The sequence below is a fragment of the Mesorhizobium sp. M7A.F.Ca.US.005.03.2.1 genome (assembly GCF_003997795.1).
GTDB lineage: Bacteria > Pseudomonadota > Alphaproteobacteria > Rhizobiales > Rhizobiaceae > Mesorhizobium > Mesorhizobium ciceri.
The window spans coordinates 1-840 of record NZ_RZRP01001407.1 but is presented as its reverse complement, the minus strand read 5'-3'; the positions used below and the strand labels follow the sequence as shown (position 1 = coordinate 840).

General features: G+C 67.1%; 2 protein-coding genes. Both read right to left on the bottom strand.

What is annotated here, in order from left to right; genetic code table 11:
- Window positions 1–123 precede the first annotated feature (123 nt).
- On the bottom strand, window positions 124–492 hold the full coding sequence (locus tag EN991_RS38135) for a helix-turn-helix transcriptional regulator (RefSeq protein WP_013528719.1): 369 nt from the start codon (window positions 490–492) through the stop codon (window positions 124–126).
- A 10-nt stretch (window positions 493–502) separates the two neighbouring features.
- Window positions 503–840 (bottom strand): Smr/MutS family protein (locus EN991_RS38130; protein WP_206519359.1); only part of this gene is annotated, 338 nt, incomplete at its 5' end.

Sequence of the window (840 nt, the reverse complement as noted above, 5' to 3'; positions counted from 1 at the left end):
GGCCGGGGTGGAAATGGCGGCACCGCCGGCAAGAAATGATCTCACCACTTTGCCCGCCGGCGGGCCGCCGGCGGGCAGTTTCCTCGTGAGGCAGGCGAACTTGTACCGGCGCGGACCGTCAGGCTACGGCCGCTGGTTCAACGCCGCGCGGATCGATGCGGTGATGCGGCGAAGCTCGGTTTCGTCGAGTTTCTCGATGTTTTCCGCCAGCAGATTGGCGAGCTCGGTGGCGGCGGGGGAAAGACCCGACGTGTCGAGTTTTACACGCGGGTGCGAGGCCTCGGCCAGCCGCGCCAGTTCCTCGGCATCGTCCCAGATGATGTTGAAATAGCCGATGATCTTCTGGATCAGCGTCCAGGTCGGGGCGCCTCGCCTGCCATGTTCGAGCGCCGACAGATAGGCGGCGCTGACGCCGATCGCCGCCGCCATGTCCTTCTGGCGGACACCGCGTTCGCTTCTCAGCGTCCGCAGCTTCTCGCCGAACGGGGTCATGCGCCCGTCCTCATGAACGGACCCGCCGCAGGCGGATATAGAGCGCACCCGAACCGCCATGATTGCGGGCGGCATGATCGTGGCTGGAGACGAGCGGCCGGAAGGCAGGCGTCGACAGCCAGGCCGGCACGGCGCGCCGCAACACGCCATCGCCGCCGGAGGACGAGCCCTTGCCGGTGATGACCAGGACATAGCGGACGCCGCCGGCATGCGCCCGGTGCAGGAACGAGAACAGCAGCGAGTAGGCTTCGTCCTGCGTCATGCCGTGCAGATCGACGCGGCCCTCGATCGGCAGCCGGCCCTTCGACAATTTGTCCAGCGTCGGTTCGTCGAGGCGGTGCGTGACAT